Origin of the sequence: Marinobacterium rhizophilum DSM 18822 (genome assembly GCF_000378045.1) — a bacterium.
In the GTDB taxonomy this organism is placed as follows: domain Bacteria; phylum Pseudomonadota; class Gammaproteobacteria; order Pseudomonadales; family Balneatricaceae; genus Marinobacterium_A; species Marinobacterium_A rhizophilum.
Genome location: NZ_KB899137.1, coordinates 1 through 2,819 on the forward strand (window position 1 = coordinate 1; position 2,819 = coordinate 2,819).

Sequence of the window (2,819 nt, forward strand, 5' to 3'; positions counted from 1 at the left end):
CTGCTCAGCTTAATCGACGCCATCTATGCCGCTGCCGCTGACCCTTCCTTGTGGCCATTCGTGGCTCGCCAAATCCAAAGCGCCATCGGTGGGCACAGTGTCAACTTTATGTTTGAAGATCTTTCCGACAGTCGAGTGAATTCTGTCTACTCCAACGGTGTGTCCGAGGCTCAGATCGCAAAATACCAGCAAGACGTTATGACTCAGGACAGCTTTACGGCAATCTACGAACAGATGGAACCGGGCACCTCGTTTGTCTCACAGGACTATTTCGATCGGAAAGCACTACATTCTTTGTATTGCTACGAAGGCTTCTACGAAACCATCGGCTATGCCAATTTCAATGCAGGCCTGTTCTACAAGGACGATCGCCGCAGAGGGTGGCTCTCCGTAGTCCGTAGTGAATCGGACCCACTCTATACACGGGATGAATGCTTGCTGATGCAAACTCTTACACCTCATCTGAAAAGAGCCTTCATGATCAACGTTCAATTACTGGAGGCCCAACTTACGTCAAAGGTCGCACTCGACTCACTAGAGCATATTGCCGCCGCTACAATGTTGCTGACGAAGAATGGGAAAGTTATGCTGCACAACAGTAGAGCTGAATCCTATCTTCATCCAACTGGCGCCGCTACAAAGCAGCTATCTTTCCGCCTTCCTGACGTACATGCTAACCATCACTTACACATCCTGATCGGAGCGATTGGTCGGGGCCCGACTCCTGATGAAAAAGGAGTCGTGCCTTTTATCGAGAAAGGCGTGCAAAAGACCGCCCTGTGCTTACCCTGGCGTAGCAGTGACGAACAGTTTGACTGGCTGGGTAAGACCACCTGCTGCATCGTGTTCATCCTGTCTCCGAGCGCTGATGCGCCTCATGAAGACATGCTGCATAAGACTTTTGATCTCAGCAAAGCGGAAGTAAAAGTACTGCAACGGCTGATGTCGGGAATGCAGGTAGCAGAAGTCGCTGGCTACCTCTTCGTGAGCGAAGCGACGGTCCGTTTCCATATACGAAACCTATTACGCAAGACCGCGAGTCGGAACCAGGCCGAAATGATTACCCGGGTATTTAATACCACGAGTGTCCGCGTTGAATAAATGCCCATCATGACGACAAATCAGGGCAAGAATAAGATCATTTTGTAAGCATGTGTAATCTTGTCCGGGTACTCAAAACGCCAGTTGCAGGACATCAACGACTTCCCGCACCTCAAAGCCTGGTTTGACAGGATGCACAGCCGCCCTGCCGTGATGGCCGCCTATGAAAAAGGCAAACCCTGGACCAGCCGGCCGGCAGTAACCGAAGAAGGCAAGAAATTGCTGTTCGGGCAGACTGCACTGGCTTGAACCCCAAACAGTGTCGTCCAATCAAGCTCGAACCAACGCAAAAGAGGCCTGACTCCGGGAGTGAGGCCTTTATTATTCACCAATACTGAGTAAGATAATATAGCTACTACTGCCGTTCATGGTACCTGCATCTTTGAAGCGCGGCTAGCGCAATGACCCGTGAGTTATTTCTATCTACCTTAAAAGCTCACTCTACATTCAATTTTTTATATTTGAATCGTACCCCAAAAGTAGATCCGCTATTTGTTGGCACACAATCTGGGTAGCTGGAAACGGTAGAGCCAGGAATCTGACAGATAGCATATCCAATTTTAAAATAGTTTCCATCACCAGTGTAAACGATTGCACTATCAGTTGCGCCAAAAGACACATCCAAGTTTAATGGATAGTTTTGATCATTAATATGATCAGCAAAAATCAAAGCATTTATAACACCTTCGCTCACAGCATCGAATGGTACGCCGCGAAGAAAAGCGACATCGGCTTCCATTTCGTTCCAAAAAAATACAGTCGGCAAGCTTCGACCACCATGGAATGCAAACATCATATCTCCACCGGCTTCACAACCAGGAAAAAATGGATCATTAGCAATTGATCCAGACTCCAAATCAAAACAGGTTCCAAATTTAACAAAAGCTATTTCAGCCTGATTGCCATGTATTATTGACTCAAGTTCAGAAGTTCGATTATTTAAATCAAAACCCTCCAGACCACTAACTCTTGTATCAAGGCTCTGTGACTCTAAAATATTTAATCTATTGTCAGCATCGTTAGCTTCCAGCCCTGATACTCTAACATCCAAGTTCTGGTTCTCTACAGTCGAAATACGATTATTAATATTTTGCCCCTCTAACATTGAAACTCGGGGATCCAGCTCCTGTCCTTCAATCACACCTATACGGCCATCAATTGTGACCGATTGATTCTCAACTGTGGCAAGCCGCGAGTCTAAACTTTGCCCTTCTATCGCAGACACCCTGGAATCAAGATTCTGCCCTTCGATTGTGGTTAACCTGCCATTCAAATCAATGGCTTCTTCCTCAACCGCCGTCAGTCCGGGATCACAATCCCACTCTTCAACGTCAGTGACACGAGCGATTTCCCCTGGCGCACATCCAAGATCTGAAAGCGTGGTATTCACGCTTCCTCCGCTGCTACCGCCTGGAGGCGCCGATGAAGACATGCTTGAAACCGCCATAAGAGCAGCAAAAAGCACATTTGTAGTACAAATATCACCATGCCAAAGGCCGGATATATATTTGAGCTGATTCATTGTAAATCTCCCTCACTCGTTCAGTGTGATCTCATATTCATCGGTGGCACCAAACCCACGCCGACTCCCGAGATACTCGGTCAAAATGGCATCCGTGCTCGGCCCGCCATCGAGTGCACATCAGGAAGACGGGCTAAAATCCGCCCTCCGGCATGCATCATCAATGACATGAGCCTCCTGAATGAGATCCAGTGTC

At 47.8% G+C, this 2,819-nt stretch carries 3 protein-coding genes; 2 read left to right on the top strand and 1 reads right to left on the bottom strand.

The window, feature by feature from the left end; genetic code table 11:
• Nucleotides 1–1,101 (top strand): helix-turn-helix transcriptional regulator (locus F451_RS0124275; RefSeq protein WP_020684011.1); only part of this gene is annotated, 1,101 nt, incomplete at its 5' end.
• Nucleotides 1,102–1,161: 60 nt separating this feature from the next.
• Complete coding sequence (locus F451_RS28000) at nt 1,162–1,350, top strand: glutathione S-transferase family protein (protein ID WP_156826628.1); 189 nt, start codon at nt 1,162–1,164, stop codon at nt 1,348–1,350.
• A 187-nt stretch (nt 1,351–1,537) separates the two neighbouring features.
• On the opposite strand, the gene F451_RS28005 is transcribed toward F451_RS28000, so the two are convergent.
• A complete protein-coding gene (locus F451_RS28005; protein WP_156826629.1) occupies nt 1,538–2,623 on the bottom strand; it encodes a hypothetical protein in 1,086 nt (361 codons plus the stop codon).
• Between the last annotated feature and the right edge of the window lie 196 nt (nt 2,624–2,819).